General features: G+C 69.8%; 4 protein-coding genes and 1 tRNA gene. 3 read left to right on the plus strand and 2 right to left on the minus strand.

Annotated elements, in window-relative coordinates; all coding sequences use genetic code 11:
- Positions 1-94: 94 nt before the first annotated feature.
- Positions 95-955, minus strand: a complete 861-nt coding sequence (locus AB0G02_RS26730) for an aldo/keto reductase (RefSeq protein ID WP_360798739.1) — start codon at positions 953-955, stop codon at positions 95-97.
- Positions 956-1267: 312 nt separating this feature from the next.
- Between AB0G02_RS26730 and AB0G02_RS26735 the strand changes: the two genes are divergently transcribed.
- A complete protein-coding gene (locus tag AB0G02_RS26735; RefSeq protein ID WP_360798742.1) occupies positions 1268-1519 on the plus strand; it encodes a hypothetical protein in 252 nt (83 codons plus the stop codon).
- Positions 1520-1958: 439 nt separating this feature from the next.
- Positions 1959-2041, plus strand: a tRNA-Leu gene (locus tag AB0G02_RS26740).
- Positions 2042-2745: 704 nt separating this feature from the next.
- On the opposite strand, the gene AB0G02_RS26745 is transcribed toward AB0G02_RS26740, so the two are convergent.
- Entirely contained in the window at positions 2746-3912 is a 1167-nt protein-coding gene (locus AB0G02_RS26745; protein ID WP_360798745.1) for a recombinase family protein, read from the minus strand.
- A gap of 1010 nt (positions 3913-4922) precedes the next feature.
- On the opposite strand from AB0G02_RS26745, the gene AB0G02_RS26750 reads away from it, so the two are divergent.
- The coding region (locus AB0G02_RS26750) for an oxygenase MpaB family protein (RefSeq protein ID WP_360798748.1) at positions 4923-5685 on the plus strand (763 nt) is incomplete at its 3' end.

Consider the following 5685-nt stretch of genomic DNA (forward strand, 5'->3'; position numbering starts at 1 on the left):
GCGCGGTGTCGCGGCGGGTCCGTCGAATGCGCTTCCGGGCGCTGTTGTCGTGCTTTCGCGTGATTCCGCGCGTTCTCGCGGGTTCGTGCTGCGGTCAGGCCCAGGGCAGCGGCGCGTACCGGGTGTCGGCCACGCCGCGCTGCACGGTCGTGCGCCGGTCGTCGATCGACGACCACTGCACGCCGTACATGTCCCGCACGGTGACGTCCTGGCGCAGCAGGTCGTGCGGGTAGCCCAGCTCGAACTCCGCGGCCCGCTCCAGGCGGGCCACCTGCTCGTCGTCGAGCGCCACGTCCACGCAGCCCAGGTTGTCCACCAGCTGCTCGACCTTCGTGGCGCCCAGCAGCGGGATCACCACGCCCGGCCGGGTGCGCAGCCACGACAGCGCGACCTGCGCGGGCGTCCACCCGCCCTCGGCGGCGATCTTGCCGATCTCCAGCACGACCTCGTCACCGCCCGCCATGCTGTGCTCGCGCGGCTGCACGGTCAGCCGGCCCGTGCCGCCGGTGAGGTACTTGCCGGTCAGCCGCCCCTCGGCCAGCGCGCCCCAGGCGAGGACCGGGACGTCGAACTGCCGCGCCATCGGCAGCAGGTCGCGCTCGGCGGCGCGCTCCAGCAGGTTGTACCGGATCTGCAGGCCGACGAACGGCGACCAGCCGCGCAGCTCGGCCAGCGTGTTGGCCTGCGCCACCTCCCACGCGGGCCAGTTGGACGCGCCGACGTGCAGCACCTTGCCCAGCCGCACCTGGTCGTCCAGCGCGCGCATCAGCTCCGGCACCGGCATCAGCGTGTCGTGGGCGTGCACCCACAGCACGTCGATGCGGTCGGTCTCCAGCCGCCGCAGGCTGTCCTCGATGGACCGCACCAGGTTCTTGCGGCTGTTGCCCGCCGAGTTCACGTCGGACAGGTCGGTCTGGAGGGTGAACTTCGTGCCTGATCCTGACGGGCGCCGCACTGGCCACGTCCGACGAAGCGGGAACGGCCACCGCGGAGGCATCCGCCAACGCCCGGTACAAGCCGGAAAACCCGAACCACTACGTCCCCAAGCCCAACGACTACCTGGACATCTCTAAGCCGAACGACTTCCTCGACCTCTGACGCGGGCTCGGCGCGACCCACCCCGGGCCGCGCCGAGCCACCCTCCCACTCCCAACTGACCGCACCACCACACCCTCGACCTGAACCCGGCCGCCTCCTCGACGATTCCGGTGACGAAGCGCCTCCGACCACCACGACCACCACCGAGCCGGCCTCGGACAACGATGAGGTGGACGAGAAGCACGAGTCCGACGCCCTGGACGAGCCCCCCTCGGACTGGACGGACGTCCTCCCGGGGGTGTGGGTGGCGAAGCTGCCGTCCAGCAACGGCTACCGGTACTCGCTCGACGGCGACACTTTGACCGTGGAGAACGCGCTGACCACCAGGGTCTACAGCGACCTCACCGGCGACGGCGACGACTGCTTCCCCACCGACTACACGGGCCACACCGTCGAGCTCTGCCGGTACCACGGCGGCTGAACCGAATCCCCACTACAACCCACCGCCGACTGCACCCCACTAAGCCACCGAACCAGGCGAGAAGCGCCCAGCCGTGCACAATCCTGCCACTAACCCGCTCACCAATCGACCTGACGACGTGGCCACCAATCGCCCCGAATACCGCCAAAGCATCCGCGAGCCAAAACATCACATTCGACGACCCAGCCGCCGCCCGACCACCAACCGTGCCCACCCGTCGGACCCTCGCCAACTGACCATCGCCGCGCCGGGCCCTCTCGCACGCAGGCCGCACCACCCGAGTCACCCGCCGGTGCGTCCCCACCCCACACTCGCCGGCCGACAGCCTCCCGCAAGCCTTCTACCAGTACTTCTGGTCGCGTCGAGCGCTTCAGTAGACCCCGATTTGGGCTACCAGGAACGATCATGTAATCTATGCGCACACCACGGCGAGAGCCGAGTCCGGGTGGCGGAATGGCAGACGCGCTAGCTTGAGGTGCTAGTCCCCGAAAGGGGGTGGGGGTTCAAGTCCCCCCTCGGACACATAATTTGCCCCACGATGTAATTCCAGGTCACCTGGCAGCGTCGTGGGGCTTTGTGTTTCCCGACGCAGCCCCGAGCCTACCTGGTGGTCGCTGCTCGTGTGGTGCCTCCCGGCGTGAGGGCAGGAGCAGCGGGCGGCGTCCGACACTTCGTGCCGAGCCCTGTCGACGGCGAAGTTCGCCTGGCGGTGGGTGTTCGTCTCGCCCCGCCCGGGATGCATCCCGCGAACGGGTGGCGCCGATAGTGGGGCGGAGCCCGGCCTGCCGGTGCCGCCGCTGTGGCACTGAAGGGCGCTCGGGACGGGCAGGCGGCCGGAGAGGCCGGCGCGCGGGGCGGGTTCCGCGAGCCGGTGCGTCCACCTGGCCTTTGGGCGTATCGGGTTGGTCGGCCTCCGAGGCGGTTACGTAGCTCAAGGCGAGCAGGAGTTGTCCGCCCGCCTCTCCGCGGTCTTCGTTTCCGGGCATGTCGTGGACAGGCTGCGGTGTGGGGCGTCTGCGTGGTGCGCGTGTTCGCCCGGTGGTGCCGCGGTCGAGGAGTGCGACGCCGGTGGTGTCGCAGCGGAAGACGAGATCGAGCGCGTCGACCAGCCGTGTGGTCTGTTCGTGGTCGGGGTTATCGGCGATGCCTGTGGCGGTGAGGTGTGCGGCGATGTAGGCGAGCAGGTGGTCTTCGCGTAGGTAGAGGTTGCGCGGCGCGCCCTCCGGTCAGGTACGGGCGCTGGTGTGGCCGTGGCGGCAGCGGTAGGCGGCACGGCCGTGGGAGCGGTGGGAGTCCACCCTCCGCCCGCACAACCCGCAGTGGAGCCGGCCCGCCAGCAGGTAGACATACCCGCCGCCATTGGGGTCAGCCTGGCGGATGCATTGTCTGGTGGCCTGGATGGTCTGGGCGGTGACGAAGTCCTGTTCGGACACCAGCGGCGTGTGGGCGATGCGGGTCGAGATCGCCCAGTCGTGGTGCTGGTTGCGGACGCTGGTGCGTCGGCCGCTGGAGGAACGGGTGGCGCGGTCGGCGCTGGTGCGGTTCCACACTTGACGGCCGGTGTAGCGGGGATTGCCCAGGATCTCCACCACGGTGCGCAGCGACCACCCGGGATCAACCCGATTGCTGTTGCGATCCGGGTCCGCGCTCGAAGGGCTTGGCACGGCTTGCTCGTTGAGGTGTCGGGCGATGCCGGCGGCGCTGTGCCCGGCCAGACGTAAGGAGAAGATCAGCTGCACGACGGGCGAGGTGGCCGGATCGGGCACGAGCCGCTGCTGCCGGACACCACGTCGCGCCAATGCCCGATTCGGGTGTGGTCCGGCATCGACGAGCCGGTAGCCGTAGGGCGGCCTGCCGCCGAGGTAACGCCCCTGCTCGACGGTCTGCATCCGCATCGCGGTGACGACCCGGTGGCGGGAACGCAGCACCTCCGTGAGCGAACGCTTCGCGAGCAGCGCCAGCAGCGCCTCGTGCGCGGGGTTGCCGAAATCCACCGGCCCCTCGGCCTCCGGTAGCCACAGCTGCACCCCGTACCGCTCCAACACCGCCCGCAGCTCGCGCACCTGGTTGGTATCGAGAAAGGCGCGCTCGTACTCGCCGACCACCACCGCGTCGACCCGGTCCGCGTTGGCCGCGATGTAGCGCAGCATCGCCGCGGCCCGAGGCCGCAGATGCCAGGGGACCTGACGGGAGCACCCGACCTCGAAGTACTCCTCCACGATCACACCGTGCTCTCCGGTGAGCCTGCGGGAGACATCCAGTTGCCACGCCCGCGACGTGCGCGGGTCCTGGTGTTCGCGGGTGGAGGCTCGGCCGTAGAACAGGAACCGCAGACTTTCGACCGGAGTGGCGTCCAGGGCCGGGATGCCGGTGGGATGGTCGCGGCGATCCACTCGGCGAGCGTGGTCGGGCGTGGCAGGGCGGATACCGTCATGCTCGGTCCTCGACGTCGGAACGGGGATGGACGCCGAGGTGACGAGGTGACCTCGCCGCCATGACAAAGAACTACGGTAATGCCCTCGATCGGAGCAGTCCGAGCCGCCTGGATCGTCGGTGAGCCCGCGGCATCCGGTCGCTGATGCCGACGTCCACCGCGACCTGGGCGACACGACGGTCGGACGGGACCAGGGCGAGGACCTTGCTTCGGAACTCCGGTGGGTACCGCTCCGGCATCATGAGCTGTCCTCCGGGCTGCTGAGACGCATGATCCAGTAACCCGAGTCCACACAATCAGGTGAGGATCACCCTGTCCGTCAAAACGGGTCAACCCCAGACCATCCCCTCCAGACCCAAGCCCGACAACCCACCCCACCCCGACCGGACCACCCGATCCCACAACCGAACCACGCGCCGGTACACCGCCGACCGATCCTCAGCGGCCTGATCAACGAGTACGAACCCGCAACAGCCTGACAAGGCCGCCATAGTCCGCCTCCGGTTCCTTGCGGGGACTCCGACCCTGCCGCAGCATCAAGATCATCTACTCGGACGGTCCGAATTGGCCGCACACCATCACCCCGCTGCTCGAGCCGGGTCCCCACGACATCGACGCCCTGATAGCGACATCGCACACACGACACACGATCGAGTGGTCATGCGAGCTTCGGGCTGCGAGGGTGGCCCTGCCAGTCAGCAGGGTCGGAGTGCCACAGCGACGCAATTGCGGCGCCCACTGACCACAGCACCAGGTCACACACCGCCAACACCTGGCCGACTACCAAGAGCAGCAGGAGTAGAAGGCCATCACCGAGTGCGGGCGCAGGCGACGCCGCCACGGCGCCGCTGCCGTTCCGCCGACCACCTGATCGGATGATCAGGTGGCGAGGACCTTTCCGAGCGGCCCGCGTCCGCCCATCATGTCCGGGAGCGGGAGGACCGTGCCGGTCCGGGCTGGGGAGGTCGCGTGTCGGATCAGGCGCAGCACGCCGTCGGGGACGAGGACGAACTCGGCGTCGGCTCCGCCTCGTGGAGGTACCTGGGCAGGTGGCGGCTGCTGCTGGTGGCCCACCGGGCGCTGGTCCTGCAAGGCGCCCATCCGGCCGTCGGCGCCGCGATCAGCCAGTTCTCCGTCTACACGGCCCGACCGTGGCGGCGGCTGTTCCACACCCTCGACAGCCTGCAGCTCTACATCTACGGCACGCAGGCCCAGCGCGATCGGGAGATCACCCGCCTGGAGCGGCTGCACCGGCGGATGCGGGGCGTCGACGAGCGGGGCAGGCCGTTCACCGCGTCGGACCCGGCCGCCAGGATGTGGGTCCACCTGACCCTGTTCGACTCCATGCTCACGGTGCACCGCCTGGGCGGCGACCCGCTGCCCCGCGTCGAAGCCGAACGCCTCTACGCCGAGTGGCGCGCGCTCGGGCACCGGTTCGGCATCACCGACGCCGACCTGCCCGCCACGCTCGACGACTTCACCGCCTACTTCGACCGCACCGTGGACGAGGTCCTGGAGGACAACGCGGCCGTCCGCGACCTGCTGTTCGGCAGCATCCACCAGGCTCCCCCGCCGCCCGGCGTGCGGATCCCCCAAGCGGTCTGGGCGCCGCTGTGGCGCGTGGTCACCACCGCCGCGGTGCAGGCGACGGTGACCACCCTGCCGGCGGCGCTGCGCCGCAAGTTGGGCATCACCACCCTGCCCGGCTTCGGCCTGGTGGTGCTCGGCCTGC

This window comes from Actinosynnema sp. NPDC023658 (genome assembly GCF_040639995.1).
Lineage (GTDB): Bacteria > Actinomycetota > Actinomycetes > Mycobacteriales > Pseudonocardiaceae > Actinosynnema.